This is a genomic window from Burkholderia sp. MSh2 (genome assembly GCF_000731655.1).
GTDB classification, from domain to species: Bacteria; Pseudomonadota; Gammaproteobacteria; order Burkholderiales; family Burkholderiaceae; genus Burkholderia; species Burkholderia paludis.
Genome location: NZ_JPGM01000001.1, coordinates 103,526 through 120,172 on the forward strand (window position 1 = coordinate 103,526; position 16,647 = coordinate 120,172).

At 68.7% G+C, this 16,647-nt stretch carries 17 protein-coding genes; 4 read left to right on the top strand and 13 right to left on the bottom strand.

Going from position 1 to position 16,647, the window contains the following annotated elements; translation table 11 throughout:
• Positions 1-149 precede the first annotated feature (149 nt).
• Genes GQ57_RS00460 through GQ57_RS00470 form a run of 3 tightly spaced genes read right to left on the bottom strand, consistent with a single transcriptional unit; the run spans position 150 to position 4,086 of the window.
• The gene (locus GQ57_RS00460) at positions 150-1,571 is read right to left on the bottom strand and encodes a cytochrome c (protein WP_034196748.1); all 1,422 of its coding nucleotides are present in this window, start codon (positions 1,569-1,571) and stop codon (positions 150-152) included.
• Positions 1,568-3,346, bottom strand: coding sequence for a GMC family oxidoreductase (locus GQ57_RS00465; protein WP_034196749.1), 1,779 nt, complete (start codon positions 3,344-3,346; stop codon positions 1,568-1,570). The genes GQ57_RS00460 and GQ57_RS00465 overlap by 4 nt, the downstream gene beginning before the upstream one ends.
• Positions 3,346-4,086: a gluconate 2-dehydrogenase subunit 3 family protein gene (locus GQ57_RS00470; RefSeq protein WP_031396747.1), complete on the bottom strand. Its 741-nt coding sequence runs from the start codon at positions 4,084-4,086 to the stop codon at positions 3,346-3,348. Before GQ57_RS00470 ends, GQ57_RS00465 begins: the two co-directional genes overlap by 1 nt.
• A gap of 396 nt (positions 4,087-4,482) precedes the next feature.
• Here GQ57_RS00470 and GQ57_RS42950 point away from each other — a divergent pair, with 396 nt between their 5' ends.
• Positions 4,483-4,671 (top strand): hypothetical protein, encoded by a 189-nt coding sequence (locus GQ57_RS42950; RefSeq protein WP_160257494.1) that lies wholly within the window; start codon positions 4,483-4,485, stop codon positions 4,669-4,671.
• Positions 4,672-4,683: 12 nt separating this feature from the next.
• Positions 4,684-5,268, top strand: coding sequence for an RNA 2'-phosphotransferase (locus tag GQ57_RS00475; protein ID WP_052000967.1), 585 nt, complete (start codon positions 4,684-4,686; stop codon positions 5,266-5,268).
• Between the two features lie 9 nt (positions 5,269-5,277).
• Here the strand turns inward: GQ57_RS00475 and GQ57_RS00480 are convergent, their stop codons facing one another.
• The gene (locus tag GQ57_RS00480) at positions 5,278-5,694 is read right to left on the bottom strand and encodes a DUF3995 domain-containing protein (RefSeq protein ID WP_031396749.1); all 417 of its coding nucleotides are present in this window, start codon (positions 5,692-5,694) and stop codon (positions 5,278-5,280) included.
• Positions 5,695-6,017: 323 nt separating this feature from the next.
• Here GQ57_RS00480 and ald point away from each other — a divergent pair, with 323 nt between their 5' ends.
• The gene (gene ald / locus GQ57_RS00485; RefSeq protein ID WP_031396750.1) at positions 6,018-7,133 is read left to right on the top strand and encodes an alanine dehydrogenase; all 1,116 of its coding nucleotides are present in this window, start codon (positions 6,018-6,020) and stop codon (positions 7,131-7,133) included.
• A 75-nt stretch (positions 7,134-7,208) separates the two neighbouring features.
• Here the strand turns inward: ald and GQ57_RS00490 are convergent, their stop codons facing one another.
• From GQ57_RS00490 to GQ57_RS00525, 8 genes are all read right to left on the bottom strand, one after another.
• Positions 7,209-7,601, bottom strand: a complete 393-nt coding sequence (locus tag GQ57_RS00490; RefSeq protein WP_031396751.1) for a TraR/DksA family transcriptional regulator — start codon at positions 7,599-7,601, stop codon at positions 7,209-7,211.
• 292 nt (positions 7,602-7,893) lie between these two features.
• Complete coding sequence (locus tag GQ57_RS00495) at positions 7,894-8,667, bottom strand: transporter substrate-binding domain-containing protein (protein WP_235214992.1); 774 nt, start codon at positions 8,665-8,667, stop codon at positions 7,894-7,896.
• Positions 8,668-8,740: 73 nt separating this feature from the next.
• Positions 8,741-9,940, bottom strand: coding sequence for a thiolase family protein (locus tag GQ57_RS00500; RefSeq protein WP_031396753.1), 1,200 nt, complete (start codon positions 9,938-9,940; stop codon positions 8,741-8,743).
• Positions 9,937-10,599 (bottom strand): 3-oxoacid CoA-transferase subunit B, encoded by a 663-nt coding sequence (locus GQ57_RS00505; RefSeq protein ID WP_034196751.1) that lies wholly within the window; start codon positions 10,597-10,599, stop codon positions 9,937-9,939. Before GQ57_RS00505 ends, GQ57_RS00500 begins: the two co-directional genes overlap by 4 nt.
• Positions 10,574-11,254: a CoA transferase subunit A gene (locus GQ57_RS00510; RefSeq protein ID WP_034196845.1), complete on the bottom strand. Its 681-nt coding sequence runs from the start codon at positions 11,252-11,254 to the stop codon at positions 10,574-10,576. Before GQ57_RS00510 ends, GQ57_RS00505 begins: the two co-directional genes overlap by 26 nt.
• 11 nt (positions 11,255-11,265) lie before the next feature.
• Entirely contained in the window at positions 11,266-12,579 is a 1,314-nt protein-coding gene (locus GQ57_RS00515) for an aminotransferase family protein (RefSeq protein ID WP_034196752.1), read from the bottom strand.
• A gap of 46 nt (positions 12,580-12,625) precedes the next feature.
• On the bottom strand, positions 12,626-13,387 hold the full coding sequence (locus GQ57_RS00520) for an amino acid ABC transporter ATP-binding protein (RefSeq protein ID WP_031396757.1): 762 nt from the start codon (positions 13,385-13,387) through the stop codon (positions 12,626-12,628).
• Positions 13,384-14,046, bottom strand: a complete 663-nt coding sequence (locus GQ57_RS00525; RefSeq protein ID WP_031396758.1) for an amino acid ABC transporter permease — start codon at positions 14,044-14,046, stop codon at positions 13,384-13,386. Before GQ57_RS00525 ends, GQ57_RS00520 begins: the two co-directional genes overlap by 4 nt.
• Positions 14,047-14,258: 212 nt before the next feature.
• Here GQ57_RS00525 and GQ57_RS00530 point away from each other — a divergent pair, with 212 nt between their 5' ends.
• A complete protein-coding gene (locus tag GQ57_RS00530) occupies positions 14,259-15,182 on the top strand; it encodes a LysR family transcriptional regulator (RefSeq protein WP_031396759.1) in 924 nt (307 codons plus the stop codon).
• Between the two features lie 47 nt (positions 15,183-15,229).
• Here the strand turns inward: GQ57_RS00530 and GQ57_RS00535 are convergent, their stop codons facing one another.
• On the bottom strand, positions 15,230-16,645 hold the full coding sequence (locus GQ57_RS00535; protein WP_031396760.1) for an undecaprenyl-phosphate glucose phosphotransferase: 1,416 nt from the start codon (positions 16,643-16,645) through the stop codon (positions 15,230-15,232).
• Between the last annotated feature and the right edge of the window lie 2 nt (positions 16,646-16,647).

Genomic DNA, 16,647 nt, shown 5'->3' on the forward strand with positions numbered 1-16,647 from the left:
TGAGGCGGAAGAATGGCGCGCCACCGCGAAAATTTCACGCGGCGGCGCGCCTTTGCGGGGTGCAACCCCGGCGAAACGACAGGCGACGCACGGGCTCGCGGGCGCCGCGCGCCACCGCGCGACAGGCGGGGCCGGCGCCCCGCCCCGCGTCAGCGCGACGCTTGCGGAAACCGCGCGCCCGGCGGCGCATCGGGCCGGGTCGACGGCACGCTCTTGCGCACCTTCGCGACCTGCGCGGCCGTCACCGGCGCGCCCGTGTTGCCCCAGCTCGTGCGAACGAAGTTCGACACGTCCGCGACTTCCTGGTCCGACAGGCGCCAGCCGAACGGCGGCATCGTGAAGGTCGACGGCGCGGTGTGCGTGCCTTGCAGCGCGCTGCCTTCCAGCACGACGTGGATCAGCGAGGTCGGATCGCCGCCCTGCACGACCGGGTTGCCCGCGAGCGCCGGAAACACGCGCGTATAGCCGTGGCCGTCGCTTCGATGGCAGGCCGCGCAGTTGTCCCGATAGACGGCCGCGCCCGGCTTGCTCGCGTCGCCCGCCTGCAGCGCCTTCGCAACGGCCGCGTCGTACACGTGCGGCTGTTCGCCCTGCACGCGCGGCGGCAGCGTCTTCAGGTAGCGCGCGACCGCGTTCAGGTCGTCGTCGGTCATGTACTGCATGCTGTGGCCGACCACGTCCGTCATCCCGCCGAACGCGGCCGTGCGCAGCGTGCGGCCCGTCTTCAGGAACTGCACGATCTCCGCCTCCGTCCACGTGCCGAGACCCGTGCGCGGCTCGCCGCGCAGGCTCGTCGGCACCCAGCCGTCGATGGCCGCGCCGCCGGCCAGGAAGTCCAGGCCGTCCGCGTCGGTCAGCCCGCGCTCCTGCATCGTCGGCGCGCGCGGCGTGTGGCATGCGCCGCAGTGGCCGAGACCCTGCACGAGATACGCGCCGCGCGCGACCGCCGGATCGCTGTACGGCGCCGCCTCGAACGGCTTCGACGCCGGCGCGAACAGCTTGCGCCAGATCCCGAGCGGCCAGCGCATCGACAGCGGCCACACGATGTCGACCGCGCGGTTCTCGTGTTCGACGGGCGCGACGCCGTGCATGAAGTACGCGTACAGCGCCTTCATGTCGTCGTCGGTGAGGCGCGAATACGACGGGAACGGCATCGCCGGATACATCGTGTCGCCGTTCTTGCGCACGCCTTCGCGCACCGCGCGCGTGAAGTCCTCGTAGGTCCAGCCGCCGAGGCCCGTTTTCGGGTCCGGCGTGATGTTCGTCGAATAGATCCCGCCGATCGGCGTATCGAATTTCAGCCCGCCCGCGAACGGCTTGCCGCCGCTCGCGGTGTGGCACGCGATGCAGTCGCCGGCCCGTGCCAGGTATTCGCCGCGCCTGACGAGATTCGCGTCGGCGGATTGCGCGACGGTGGCGGCCGCCGGGCCGGACGCCACCGCGGGCGCCGCCGGTTGCGCAAAGGCCATCGTGCCCGTGACGCCGAAGGCGGCCCAGGTTGCGCCGGCCGCCAGTGCGCGCCGCAACGGGGAAATACGGCGCGTGGCGCGGAAGTTCATCGTCCTCTTCATACGGTCACCAGCGGGGCGGGATTCTTCAGGTATTGCTCGCGGATCGCGCGGGCCGACCAGTAGGCCAGCGCCGCGATGATGCCGGTCGGGTTGTAGCCGATGCCCTGCGGCAGCGCCGACGCACCCATCACGAACACGTTGTGCACGTCCCAGCACTGCAGGTACCGGTTCAGCACGCTCGTCTTCGGGTCGGTGCCCATGATCGCGCCGCCGACCAGGTGGGTGGTCTGGTAGGCGCGCGAATCGAAGTGCTTGCCGAACTCGCGCGTCGACACGCCGATCGCCTTCGGTCCCATCGCCTCCGCGATCTTCTTCATCTGCCCGGTCACGTACTGCGCCATCTTGATGTCGTTGTCCTTCCAGTCGAAGGTCATCCGCAAGAGCGGCTGGCCGTACGAATCGCGATAGGTCGGATCGAGGTCGAGATACACGTCGCGGTACGACATGTTGGTGCCGTGCGCATCCATCGAGATCGTGTGCGCGTAGTTGTCCTTGACGGCCTTCTTCCACGCCGAGCCCCACTGCGGCGTGCCGGGCGGCGTCGCGATGCCGCTGATCGGCTTCACGCCGGCCTGGTTCACCCACAGCGGCGAGCCGCCGACGAAGCCGAGCGGGCCGTGGTCGAAGTTGTCCGCGTTGAAGTCGTCCACCCCGACGCCGTTGCCGCCCGCGCCGATGAACGGGTTCGTATAGGTGTCCTTGTCGAAGAACGCCTTGATCGTCGACAGGTTCTGGTACGCGAAATTGCGCCCCACGACGCCTTCGCCCGAGACCGGGTCGTACGGCTTGCCGATGCCCGACAGCAGCAGCAGGTGCACGTTGTGGTACTGGAATGCGGCCACGATCACGAGATCGGCCGGCTGGTGTATCTCGCGCCCGGCCGGATCGACGTAGGTCACGCCCGTCGCGCGCTTCTTCGTGTCGTCGAGATCGACGCGCAGCACGTGGCACTTCGAGCGCAGCTCGAAGTTCGGCGCCTGCTTCAATGCGGGCAGGATGTTCAGGTTCGGCGACGCCTTCGAGTACATGTAGCACGCGTAGCCGCTGCAGTAGCCGCAGAAGTTGCACGGGCCCATCTGCACGCCGTAGGGGTTCGTGTACGGGCCCGACGTGTTCGCCGACGGCAGCCGGTACGGATGCAGGCCGAGCGATTTCGCCGCGTCGAAGAACCGCTGCGCCGAATAGGTGTTGAGCTGCGCGGACAGCGGGAAGTTGTCGCTGCGGTTCGCCTCGAACACGTTGCCGTCGCCGACCACCTTGCCGCCGACCTTGTACGCCTGCCCCGACGTGCCGAACACCTTCTCGGCGAAGTCGAAATGCGGCTCGAGCTCGTCGTACGTGACGCCCGTGTCCTGGATCGTCATCCCTTCCGGGATGAACTTCCTGCCGTAGCGCTCTTCATAGTGGCTGCGCAGGCGCAGCTCTTCCGGCGTGATCCGGAAGTGCACGCCCGACCAGTGCAGCCCCGCCCCGCCGACGCCCTCGCCCGGCAGGAACGCGGCGAGCTGCCGGTACGGCAGCGCGGTGTCCTGCAGGCCGTGACGGATCGACACGGTCGTCTTCGACAGGTCGAGGAACAGTTTCTTGCGGACGTTGTACGTCAGTTCGTCGATCGTGTTCGGATACGCGCCGTCCGGATAGGTGTCGCGATACTCGCCGCGCTCCAGCGCGACGACCTTCAGGCCCGCTTCGGTCAGTTCCTTGGCGAGAATCGCACCGGTCCAGCCGAAGCCGACGATCACCGCATCGACGTGCGGCTTTTTTTCTGCGGCCATCAGCTCCGCTCCCCGTTGATCGAGACGGGGCCGTACGGATACGGCTTGCCGTTCTGGTTGACGAAATCCATGAAATCCGCGCGCGCGCCCGGAAAGCCGATCATCTGCCACGCGGCCATGCCGCGATTGCCGCCGTGCACCGGATCGCAGAAATAGCCTTCGCGCGTGTTCTGCAGCAACTGACCGAAGAACACGCCCGGCGGCACGTCGTCGATCTGCGCGCCGCCCTTCTCCAGCGCGCCGAGCACGGCGTCGCGCGTCGGCGCGTCGAGCGCCGCGAACGCGTTGCCGTGGGTCTTCTCGCAATAGCGGTTGACCGCCGCGATGCCGAGCCGGTAGATGTCGCGCGGCACCAGCTTCAGCTGGTAACCGAGCTCGGGGACGCCCTGCTGGAACGGCCCCTGCATGTACCACGTCGCGCCGTGCGCGTACGGCGTCTCCATCTGGCGGTCGATGAATTCGGGCACGCCCGCATCGAGTGCGCCGGGGCCTTCGGCGTCGGCCGGAATCAGCCGGTCGACGGCGGCCTGGACGAACGCCCATTCCTTCGCATCGAAGAAGGTCGGCTTGTACGGGGCGCGGTCGGCGCCGGCCGACGCGGCGGGCGCATTGCCGGCCGTCGTCGCGGACGGCGACGACGAGCGCAGGTCGCAGCCGGCGACCGACGCGATCGGCACGAGTGCGACCGACGTGCGCAGGAAACGACGGCGCGAGTTGGGTTTGTCAGGTGGCGTGGACATGGTCGTGTTGATCGTTGGGGATCGGGGCCCGGGCGCGCGCATTCCGCAAGCGGCGCGCCCGGCATTGGCAGCCGCGCCGCACGCGGCCGGCCTCCTGTTCTTTCATCTGTTGCGAACCAGCTCGATGCGGGCGCCGTCGGTGCCTCGCGCGGCAACGCCTTCATGCGGGCACGCAGCGCGCGGCTCCGGTGGCGCTGCACGAATCGACCTCTTTGCGGGTCTTATCGTCTGACAAATGCCGACATCTACCGGCATCTGCCCTTTATCGCCCATGACCCTTTTCAACTTAGACGCCGCATTTGCGGACAGCAAGCGCGGCGTGCACGCCCCTCTCTCGGGTCTGGCGACGCGTGCGGCGAATTATATATGGAACCGGTTCCATATCGAGATGGTTCAATGCAATTCAATGCATCGAAAAATGCAACAATTGAAAAGCCGGAAACCGGCGTGCGCAAGGATGGTGTGATCCGCCCGCCCGCGAACGCGCAGGCAAGACGATTGTCGCGGTCAGATTGCGGCTGGCGGCTGTCTCTTTCCAGCGACGCCGGGTGGCCGAGGGTGCCGGTTCGCGTGGCGGTCTGGTAGCCTCCGCGTCTCATGAGACCACGACAGAACGAATTGCCGGCGTCCGACGCGACCCGCATCAGCAAATATCTCAGCTACCTGCTGCGCCACGCGCCGCAGGCCATTGGCCTGCAACTCGACCCGGAAGGCTGGGCCGACCTCGACGAACTGATCGCCGGCGCCGCCCGCCACGGCCACCCGCTCGATCGGGCGACGATCGAAGCCGTCTGCGCGACCAACGACAAGCAGCGTTTCGCGCTGTCGGAAGACGGCCGGCGCATCCGCGCGGTACAAGGTCACTCGACCGCCGCCGTGCAGCGGCGCTATCCGGCCGCGCAGCCTCCCGAGCGCCTCTACCACGGCACGGCGACGCGCTTCCTGGCGTCGATCCGGGCGCAGGGGCTGAAGCCCGGCGCGCGTCATCACGTGCACCTGTCGGCCGACCGCCAGACCGCGCTGGCCGTCGGCTCGCGCTACGGCGTGCCGGTGATTCTCGAGGTCGACGCGCAGCGCATGCATAGGCAAGGCCACACGTTCTTCATCGCCGAAAACGGCGTATGGCTGACCGACGCGGTGCCGGCCGAATACCTCACGGAACGGGAGCCGCCGGCGCGCTGACCCGCGCGCTCACCACGGCCAGAACGTCGACGCGATGGACAGCGCCAGCGCCGCGCAAAGCGGCGAATAGCACAGCGTGTCCATCCGCGCGAAACGCGACCCGCGTATGCGCTTGAAGAAGCCGACGTAGCGGAAATCGCCGACGGCCCGCACCGCGAAGATCAATGCGAGCGCAACGACCGCGAACGAGATCGCGCCGTGATATGCGTTGCGCCCCAGCCAGCCGGCGCGCGCGGCGACCCCGCACGCGCCGCCCAGCAGCGCCGCCGCGACGGCCAGCGTACCGATCGCGCTCGGCCGCAGCAGCGGCTCGCCGTCCTGCTCCGGAATGGCCGCCCGCTTGCCCAGCCGCCCGCCCAACGCCCAGTAGACGTGAACGAGCGCGATTGCGCACAGCGTCGGCACACTGAAATACGCTCCGGTCATGTCGGTCAGTGTCCTTGTCCCGTTGTGTTGTCGTGCTGCCGGCAAGATGCCGGCACGCGGCCCTCGCCCGCGACACGCATGACGATACCGAAACCCGGCAAACCACGCATTGCGACGCCCGGTCGCAACCCGCGCCCGCGCATGTTGCGATGCGGTGCGCATGCGCCGCCGCACCGGCGCGCCGCTTGACTTCCCTCCGCGCGCCACTACGCTGTTATTCCAGTGCCGCGGCCGCCACGCCCCCGCGCGACCGGCCGCACGCGCATCGTTCGCCGCAGTGCGCGCCGGCAAGACAACGATAACGAAGGCCAAGGAGACGAGTCATGCTGATCGGTGTGCCGAAAGAGATCAAGAACCATGAATACCGCGTGGGCCTTACGCCGGCCGGTGCGCGCGAACTGACGCGGCATGGCCATCGCGTGCTCGTGCAGCGCGGCGCGGGCACGGCGATCGGCCTGCTCGACCCCGACTACACGGCCGCCGGTGCATCGCTCTGCGACGGCGCCGACGAAGTCTTCGCGCGCGCCGACATGATCGTCAAGGTCAAGGAGCCGCAACCGGCCGAATGCGCGATGCTGCGGCGCGGCCAGATCCTCTACACGTACCTGCATCTCGCGCCCGATCCCGAACAGGCGGCCGCGCTCGTGAAGTCCGGCGCCGTCTGCATCGCGTACGAAACCGTGACGGGCCCGGGCGGCGGCCTGCCGCTGCTCGCGCCGATGAGCGAGGTGGCCGGGCGCATGTCGATCCAGGTCGCGGCCACCCACCTCGAAAGCCCGCGCGGCGGCCGCGGCCTGCTGATGGCCGGCGTGCCCGGCGTGGCGGCCGCGCACGTGGTCGTGCTCGGCGCGGGCGTGGTGGGCACCGGCGCGCTGCAGATGGCGGTAGGGCTCGGCGCGCGCGTCACCGTGCTCGACACCAACGTGAACCGGCTGCGTCAGCTCGACCTCGTCTTCGCCAACCGGATCGCGACCGTGTGCTCGAATGCACAGACGATCGACGAAGCCGTGCGCGATGCCGACGTCGTGATCGGCGCCGTGCTCGTGCCGGGCGCATCGGCGCCGCGGCTCGTCACGCGCGACATGATCGCGACGATGCGCACGGGCGCGGTCGTCGTCGACGTCGCGATCGACCAGGGCGGATGCTTCGAGACGTCGCATGCGACGACGCATGCGGACCCGACCTTCGTCGTCGACGGCGTGGTGCACTACTGCGTCGCGAACATGCCCGGCGCGGTTGCGCGCACGTCGACCTTCGCGCTGAACAACGCGACGCTCGGGCATGCGCTCGCGCTCGCCGACCACGGCTGGAAGAAGGCGCTGGCCGACGATCCGCATCTGCGCGCCGGCCTGAACGTGTGCGACGGGCACATCACGTACGAAGCGGTCGCGCAGGCGCTCGGCCTGCCCTATGTGCCGGCGGCCGGCGTGCTGGCGTGACGCGCACGCCGGCGCACGGCCGTCGGCGCGTACCGCATGCCGCGCATCGCGTGCCGGGCCGCCGGGGTCGTCAGGTCAGAGGGTTGCGCGCGGCGTCGTTGCGTAGCGTCGTTCGTAGATCGACTGGCAATGCGTGCAGCGCTCCGCGGTCGGGCGCGCCATCAGGCGCTCGTAGCCGACCGCCGCATCGCAGTCGATGCATTCGCCGTAACTGCCGTCGCGCATCCGCTGCTGGGCGCGGCCGATCGCGCGCAGTTCGGCCAGCTTCATGCCGATCAACGCATGATCGACGTCGACGAACAGATCCGCATTCGCCTCGTCGCCCTCGTCCGGCGCCGCGCCGGCAAGATCGGCATAGGACTCCGACGCGCGATGGTCTTCGCTCGTGCGGATATCCGCACGCAACGCCTGCTCGTTCTCGCTCAGCCGCCGTCGCAGCGTCTGTCGTTGCTGTGGATCGAGCGCCATGGCCGTCTCTCCTGTTCCGGGTTCCGCGCGGAAAGTACGGCGCGCGGTGTCGCGCCGGTGCGCGGCGGGCAGGCACGACCGGCGCCGCCGCGCCCGGATGCACGCCCGGACGCACGAAGCACCGGACGCATTCGACGCAGGATAAACCCATTGAACACGCATGTGTTGACCGGAATCAGCCTGCCGGCTGACGCCTGCCATGTGGCGCCGAACTGGGGACGGACGCGAAATCGCGATGCCACGCGCCGGTCCGGCGACCTCCGCGATGCAGGACGCCAGGCCGACGACGGAATCAGCGCACGTCCTCGCCAAGCCACTGCTTGCTGATCGCCCCGTATTCGCCGTCATTGAACAGCGTATCGAGCGCGGCGTTGATCGCCCCCAGCAGCTTCGGGCTGTCCTTGCGCACCGCGATCCCCATCTTCTCCGGATAAAGCAGCGCCCCGGCCGGCTTCGCGTCGATGTGCTTGTCGCGTATCGTCAGGAGTCCCGCGATGCGGTCGGTCACGAATCCTTCGATGCGGCGGTTCTGCATGTCGATCAGGATGTCCGGCAGGCCCTTGTAGGTCTTCACCTGCACGTCGGGCCGATTCTTGCGCAGCCACGCCTCGTACGTCTCGCCGAGCGTGACGCCGACCACCTTGCCCTTCAGCTGGCCGATGTCCTGCACGGCGCTGCCCTTCGGCACGAAAAGCTGCGCGCCCGAGCGATAGTACGACCGCGTGAAATCCACGGCCTTCAGCCGTTCGTCGGTGATGGCCAGGCTGCCGATGACGGCGTCGTACTTGCCGGCCAGCAACCCGCCGACGATGCCGTCCCACGCGGTCATGACCGGGACGGGCTTCGCGCCGAGCCGGCTCGCGATGCGATTGCCGATATCGACGTCGAAGCCGTTCAGCCGGCCCGACTCGTCGATGAAGCTGAACGGCGGATACTTGCCGGTCAGCGCGAACGTCAGGTTGCCGGTCTGCCTGACCCGGTCGAGATCCTCGGCGTGCGCCGCGACGCTCGCGGCTCCGATGAGCGCCGCGCACGCCACCATCGTCAATCGTTGCATCACATTCATTTCCAGTCTCCAGAAGATCGATTTGATCGTGTACCGAACGCGGCGACGCGTTCGACGTGACATCGCGCGATTGCTAGCGGCGCGCGACCTCGAACAGCGCGGCCGCGCCCTGCCCGCCGCCGATGCACATCGTGACGACGACACGTCGCACACCGCGTCGCGCCCCCTCGAGCAACGCGTGGCCGACCATGCGCACGCCGGTCATGCCGTATGGATGGCCGAGCGCGATACTGCCGCCGTTGACGTTGACGGTTTCGTACGACAGCCCGAGCGCCTCGACGCAATGCACGACCTGCGACGCGAAGGCTTCGTTGAGTTCCCACAGGTCGATGTCGGCGGCCGACAGGCCCGTGCGGGCGAGCAGCCCGCGCACGGCCGGCACGGGGCCGACGCCCATCTCGTCGGGCCGGCAGCCGGCCACCGCGTACGCGACCATGCGCCCGAGCGGCGGCGCGTCGAGCGTCCTCAACATCGCGCCCGATACGATCGCGCAGGCGGCCGAACCGTCCGCCAGCGCGCAGGCATTGCCGGCCGTCACGGTGCCCCCGTCGCGCACCGCGTCGAGCGCCGCCAGCGCATCGACGGACGTGCCGGGGCGCCGGCACTCGTCCTCGCTCGCGCGCAGCATGCGCGGCACACTGTCGCCGCTGGACTTGTCGCGCTCGAGCTTGCGCACGTCGACCGCGACGATCTCGTCGCGCAGCCGACCCGCTTGCGCCGCATCCTCCGCCCGGCGCTGGCTGAGCACCGCGTAGTCGTCCTGCGCGCGCCGCGACACGCGATACCGGCTCGCGACCACCTCCGCCGTCTCGACCATCGGCATGTAGGCGTCGCCGTGTCGCGCCAGCAACCGTTCGTCCTGCTGACGATGGCGATTCATGTGGGCATTCTGGACGAGGCTGATCGATTCGACGCCCCCCGCCAGGATCGCGTCGGCGTGGCCGCCGGCGATGCTCGCCGACGCCATGACGACCGACATCAGGCCCGATGCGCATTGCCGGTCGACGGTCATGCCCGGCACGCTCACGGGCAGGCCCGCGGCCAGCGCCGCTAGCCGGCCGACGTTGTAATACTGCGTGCCTTCCGGCAACGCGCAGCCGAGCATCACGTCGTCGATCCGTTCCGGGTCGAGGCCGCTGCGGGCAAGCGCGGCGCGCAACGACAGCGCGGCGAGCGTCGGCGACGTCGTATCGTTGAACGCGCCGCGAAACGCACGCCCGATCGGCGTACGCGCATATCCGACGATCCAGGCGTCGCGATCGGTCCCGCTCATGCCGCCTCCCCGTCGACCGCGAAGTCGGCATCGGTCATGTTCCGGATCTCCGCGACGCTCATCGAGCCCAGCCGCTCGACCAGCGTCAACCCCTGCGCGTCGCACCGGAACACCGCGTGTTCGGTGACGATCGTCGTGACACGGCGTCTCGCCGTGAGCGGCAACGTACATCGCTCGACGATCTTCGGCCGGCCGTTCTTGTCGGTGTGCGGCATCGTCACGATCACGCGGCGCGCCTTCTGCGCGAGTTCCGCGCCGCCGCCGATACCGGCCACGAGGCCGCCGGGCACGAGCCAGTTCGCGAGATCGCCGTACGCCGACACCTGCAGGGCCCCCAGAAACGTGATGTCGACCAGCCCGCGCCGGATCATGCCGAACGACTCGGCGCTGTCCACGATCGCGCCGCCCGGCACGACCGATACGTAGCCGCCGCCGGCGTCGATCAGCTGACTGTCGGGTTCGGCCGCGCGCGCGAGCGCCCCGACGCCGACGATGCCGTTCTCCGAGTGAATCCACGCGGCGGGCGGATCGCCGAGATACGACGGGATCAGCGTCGGCAGGCCGATGCCCAGGTTGATCAGTTGCCCGCGCGCCACTTCGCGTGCGGCCCGGCGCGCGATCACGTGGCGCGGGTCAGCGCTCGATCGGCTGGTATTCATCGCCGTCTCCGTCGATCTGGATGAGGCCGTGCACGTGAATGCCCGGCGTATGGATGTCGTCGGGCGCCAGCGGCGTCGCGTCGACGACGCGCGCCTCGGCCAGCACCCGGTCCGCCGCCATCGCCATCAGCGGCGAGAAGTTGCGCGCCGCGCCGCGATAGCGGAGATTGCCGCAGGCATCGGCGCGATCCGCGCGCAGCAGCGCGAAATCGGCATGCAACGCGGGCTCGAAGAACAGCGTCCTGCCCGCGACCGAAATCGCCTCGCGCGCCACCCCGAGTTCCGCCGGCAGCTCGATGTCGGTCACGACGCCCGGCAGCCCGACACCCGCGCAGCGGATGCGTTCGGCGAACAAGCCCTGCGAAAAGAACTCGACCCGCAGCGCACCGGACAGATACGCGCGCCGGGCCGCGCCGCTCAGGCCGAGATGCGTCGTCAGCAGCCGGCTCACGACGCCGGCCTCGATCAGTCGCGACACGCCGTAGTTGTCCTGATTCGCATCGTTCTTGATGATCGTCAGATCGCGCTTGCCCTGCCGCTGCAATTCGGCAAGCAGCGAGAACGGCGTGCCCGGCGATCCGAACCCGCCGACCATGATCGATGCGCCGTCCGGGATCGGCGCGACCGCGTCCGCGAGCTGCATGCATTTGTCCATCGGCCGGCCGCTCATCGCCCGAGCGTCCGGAACGCGAGATCGAGCCGTTCGACGATCTCGTCGCACTGTGCTCGCGTCGTGATCAACGGCGGCGCAATCAGCGTGTGGTCGCCGGTTTCTCCCATCAGGGATTTGCGCGGATAGACGATCACCCCCTGCTCGCGCGCGGCACGCGTCACCTGCTCGCCGAACCGCAGCGCCGGGTCGAACGGGGTCTTCGCGGCGCGATCCGCCACGTACTCGATCGCCAGCAGAAAGCCGCGCCCGCGCACGTCGCCGATGAAATCGTGCCGGCTCGCGAGATCGTCGAGCAGGCCGCGCAGGTAGTCGCCCGTCACCGCCGCGTGCTCCACCAGCCCCTCGCGTTCGATCACGTCGATCACCGCCAGCGCCGTCGCGCTCGCGAGCGGATTGCCCGCGTACGTATAGCCGTGCTGAAACCCGCCCGACGCCAGGATCGGGTCGGTCAGCGCGGCCCGTGTCACGATCGCCGACGTCGGGTAGTAACCGGCGCCCAGCCCCTTCGCGACGCACAGGATGTCCGCGTCGACATTCCAGTGCTGAAAGCCGAACCAGCGCCCCGTGCGGCCGATGCCCGTCATCACTTCGTCGAGGATCAGCAGGATCCCGTGCCGCGAGCAAATGTCGCGGATGCGCGCGAAATACGCATCGTGCGGCACCTCCGCGCCCGTGCTCGCGCCGCCGATCGGCTCGGCGACGAACGCGGCCACCCGCTCGGCGCCGACTTCGCGGATCGCCGCGTCGAGCTCGTCCGCGCAATCGAGCGCGTGCTGCTCCGCCCCCTTGCCGGGCGGCACACGATACTGCGTCGGCGAGGCAATCTTCGGATAGAGCTGGATCATCGGCCCGAACGGTTGCGTCAGCGGCGTGTAGCTCGTCATCGCGAGCGCGCCCATCGTCGAGCCGTGATAGGACGGCCGACGCGCGATGAACACGCTGCGCGCCGGCTCGCCGCGGCACACCCAGTACTGGCGCGCGAGCTTCAATGCCGATTCGACGGACTCCGAGCCGCCGCTGGAAAAGAACACACGGTCGAAGCGCCCGCCCGCGAGGCCGACGAGCTTCTCCGCGAGATCCACCGCGGGCTGGTTCTCGAACTGGGTCCGGTACGAGAACGCGACCTTGTCGAGCTGCGCGAGCATCGCGTCGCGGATCGCCGGGTGGCCGTGGCCGAGCTGGGCCACGATCGCGCCGGAACACGCGTCGATATGACGGTTGCCGTCCGTATCCCATGCGTAGATGCCTTCGGCGCGCGCGATGGTCGGCAACTGCACGGCGGACTGGTAAAAAAGATGGTCGCTCATTGACGTCCTTTTCGGGTTGCGTAGGGTGATTCGGTGCGGCGCGCCGTCACCGGATGTCGGCGAGAAACGCCTGGGTCCGTTCGTGCGACGGCCGATGAAAGATCTCGGAAGGAGGGCCGTCCTCGATCACCCGGCCGTCGGCCATGAACACGACGCGATCCGCCACGCGCTCCGCGAAACGCATCTCGTGCGTGACGATCATCATCGTCATGCCGGCCTGCGCCAGCCGCTCCATGACCGCCAGCACGCCGCCGACCATCTCCGGGTCGAGCGCCGAGGTCGGCTCGTCGAACAGCATCGCGTCGGGTTTGAGGGCCAGCGCCCGTGCGATCGCGACGCGCTGCTTCTGGCCGCCGGACAGGTGGCCGGGATAGACATCCTGCTTGTCGAGCACGCCGACCTTGTCGAGCAGCGCCCTCGCCTCGTCGCGCGCCTGCGCCGCCGCCACGCCGAGCAGCCGCATCGGCGCGAGCGTCAGGTTCTCGAGCACGGTCAGGTGCGGAAACAGGTTGAAATGCTGAAACACCATGCCGACCTTCATGCGCATCGCGTTCAGGTAGCGCTCCTGCGCGCCGTGCCCGCGGGCGGGGTCGTTGACACGGCTGCCGAGCACCGTGACCTCGCCGCGCGTCGGCGTCTCGAGATGGTTCACGCAACGCAGCAGCGTGCTCTTTCCCGACCCGCTCGGGCCGATCAGCACGACCACCTCGCCCTTGCGGACCTCGAGTGAAATGCCCTTCAACACGTCGAGCGTGCCATACGTCTTGTGGATGTCGCGCAGGACGATCTGCGGCTGCGTGGCGTTCATGCGCGGCCTCCCTTCAGGATCAGACGCTGTTCGAGCTGGCGCAGCGCCATGCTCGTTCCGGTGGTGAGCAATGCATAGATCATCGCGCAGGCGAAATAGAGTTCGAATGGCTTGAAGGTCGCGCCGACCAGCTGCTGCGTGCGCATGAACAGCTCCGCGAGCGTGATCGTCGACACGAGCGACGTGTCCTTGGTGAGGATGATCAGGTTGTTGCCGAGCGGCGGCACGATCAGCTTGAGCGCCTGGGGCAGCACGACGAGCCGCATCGTGCGCGCGGCGCCGAAGCCCAGCGACCGCGACGCCTCGATCTGCCCGTGCGGGATCGCGAGGATGCCCGCGCGGATCGTCTCCGCGTTGTAGGCGCCGACGTTGAGCGCCAGGCCGATCACGCCGGACGTGAACGGCGACAGCTCGATGCCGAATTGCGGCAACCCGAAATAGATGATGAACAGTTGCACGAGCAGCGGCGTCGAGCGGATCAGCCAGATATAGGCGCTCGTGGCGTCGCGCAGCACGCGATGCCGCGACAGCCTGCCGAGCGCGGCGCCGAGACCGATGGCGAGGCCGAACACGGTGGCAAGCAGCGTCAGCTCCACCGTCACGGCGGCCGCTTCGAACAGCATCGGCAAATACTTGAGCACGAGATGGAAATCGAACATGGCGTGGCGGCCCGCGCGCTGCGCGGCGGCGCAACAGCGCGGAGGTGTCTCCGTAGGATGAGTGACCGATTTGATTCATCATCTGAAAACAGCTCGAGAGCCGCGACAGAACAAGGAACCGGCCTGTTGTTTGACTGGCCCGAAGTCTCGCTTTGAATTATTTTTCGGTCAATATATGATCTTTTTTAATCAATTGATTGACCGGAGCGAACATGCGGAGCGACTTCAGCCTGCGCGACATCGAGATCTTCCATGCGATCGCCACGGCCGGCTCCACGCGGCAGGCGGCCGTTCAGCTCGGCATCACGCAATCGGCGGTCAGCCATGCCCTCGCGCGGCTGGAGGACAGCCTGCGCATCCGGCTGTTCGCGCGCGAGAACCAGCGCCTGCAGATCTCGCCGGCCGGCCGCTACATGCTCGACGAGGCCGTGCAGCTGCTCGACCGGCTGAATCGCATCGAAGAGGAGATTTCGCTGCTGCAGGACAACGGCGTCGCGTCGCTGCGCATCGGTTGCGCGCCGGGGCTGTGCCACCGCTTCGGGCCGCGGCTCGCGCAGCAGTATGCGCAAGCGCACGACGGCACGGGTGTCGCGCTCGACGTCGCCGCGAGCGGAAGGCTGATATCGGATGTGGAAGGCGGCCGCCTCGATCTCGCGATCGTGTCCTACGAGATCCACGAGCCGGGCCTGATCTTCGTGCCCGTCTTCGGCGCGAAGATGGTCGCGCTGCTGACGCGCAAAAACCGGCTCGCCGCGCGCAAGCTGCTGACGTACGACGATCTCGCCGACCAGCAGTACATCAAGCCGATCCAGTCCGATCATCTGATCTACGACGATTCAAGCGACCGGCGGCGGCTCGGCTACGAATTGCGCGTCAGCATGAGCTCGCTCGGCGAAGTGATCCGGCTGACCGACGGCGTCAGCCTGCTCAACGCACTGACCGCCGCCGATCTCTGTGCGAACCGCGACCTGGTGGCGCGCCCGTTCGATTCGACCCAGTGGTTCAATTTCTATCTCGTTCACCAGCATGCGCTGAAGAACAATCCGGCCGTGCGCGACGTGCTCGACATCGCGCAGGCGTGCGTCACGGATACCGCCGCGGGCACCGCGTATCCCGAAGCGTTCGTGGTGCGCTGACGCCCGCCGCCGCGACGCCGGGCCCGGCGTGCGCGCACCGGGCCTCGTCAGAACGCATTGCGCCCGACGAAGCCGCGCACGACCGTCAGCAGGATGATCTTCATGTCGAACCAGAAACTCCAGTTCTGCATGTAGAAGAGATCGAACTTCACGCGCGCCTCCATCGCCTCGACCTTGCGCGTCTCGCCGCGATACCCGTTCACCTGCGCCCACCCGGTGATGCCGGGCCGCACGCGGTAGCGATACATGTAGCAGTCGACCAGTTGCCGGTAGAGGTCGTCGTGCTCGATCGCATGCGGGCGCGGGCCGACGACCGACATCTGCCCGAACAGCACGTTGAAGAACTGCGGCAGCTCGTCGAGCGACGTGCGCCGCAGGAACGCGCCGACCCGCGTGATGCGCGTATCGTTGCGCGACGCCTGCCGCACGACGCCCGGCTGTGCGCGGTGCACGCGCATCGTGCGGAACTTCAGGATGTCGAACTCGCGGCCGTCCACGCCCTTGCGGCGCTGCCGGAACAGCACGGGCCCCGGCGACGACAGCTTGACCGCGATCGCCAGCATCGACAGCAGCGGCAGCAACGGAATCAGCACCCCGACCGCGAACAGCCGGTCGAACGCGAACTTCGCCCACAGTTCCGGCGCGGAGCGCGGCGTGGTCGCGAGATTGATCGCCGGCATGCCAAGCACGTCGGTCGCCGAGCGCTCGACGGCGGCCATCTGCCGCACGTCGGGCAATAGCCGCAATTCGACGAATTCGTCGCGCAACTCGCGGACGATGCGCTGAATCCGCCATTCGTGCGACATCGGCAGCGTGAGCCAGACCTCGTCGATCCCGCCGCCGCGAATCATGTCGCGCAACGCGTTCCAGTCGTCGATCACCGGTACGCCGCCGATGGCGTCGGCCGAGGCCGGCGCGTCGTCGTCGAAGACGCACGCGGCCGCGAACGGGCCGTTCGACGCGAGCTGCATCCGTTCGATCGCCACACGCCCGTATGCGGTCGCGCCGATCACGGCGACGCGGCGCTGCCGTGCGGACGGGTCGTCACGCGTCAGCGCGAGCGCCATCAGCGCGGCGCGGCCGAGCAGCAGCGCCACGTCGCCGGCCAGCACCGTGCACACGATCCAGCGCGCCGTGACGGTGCCGCCGCGATCCATGATCCACATCGTGACGACCACCGTCAGCACGCTCATGCAGACGACCGCCGCCACTGTCTGCGTCAGCCCATGGGCGCCGCCCTGCGGCGCCGTGCCGCCGCGCACGGCGTGCAGGTCGCGCGGCAGCAGCGCCACGGCCAGCACGCACAGCAGCGCGATCGCGCCGCGCTGCGCGTCGGACAGCGTGCGCCACGCAAGACCCGACGCCGCCTGCGCCGCGAGCGCCCCCGCCAGCACCAGCACGACGTCCGCCACTGCGATCGCGGCACGCCGCGTCGCACTTGTCCCACCGGACCTCGACTGCATCG